The sequence below is a fragment of the Alkalibacterium sp. m-11 genome (assembly GCF_054658155.1).
Genome location: NZ_BAAGIR010000634.1, coordinates 1 through 249, shown reverse-complemented (window position 1 = coordinate 249; position 249 = coordinate 1). Strand labels below are relative to the sequence as shown.

Below are 249 nucleotides of genomic sequence, written 5' to 3'. Positions count from 1 at the left end.
AAAAGACGATGGCTGTATGATTACATTTGGGGCAGCTGGGATGCATAGATAAGAAATCATTGAAGAAACGGTCGTAGGCCGTTTGAAGACCTTGATAAAAACGGGTACTGCCTAAGTGCGACAAGGCGAGAAGAAAGTCTTTATTATTTGGGGAGAGTAAGGTATAATTCATTATGTATTGGTGAGAGAGAAAAGAAGACAGGGGAGCGTGAACTCCAATGCTGTCGCCTTTTCTCTCTTTCTTTCTGT

General features: G+C 42.2%; 1 protein-coding gene. It reads right to left on the bottom strand.

Features of this window, described 5'->3' with window-relative positions; genetic code table 11:
- On the bottom strand, positions 1 to 249 hold a 249-nt coding region (locus ACYQ2O_RS13745), incomplete at both ends, for a hypothetical protein (protein WP_459796878.1).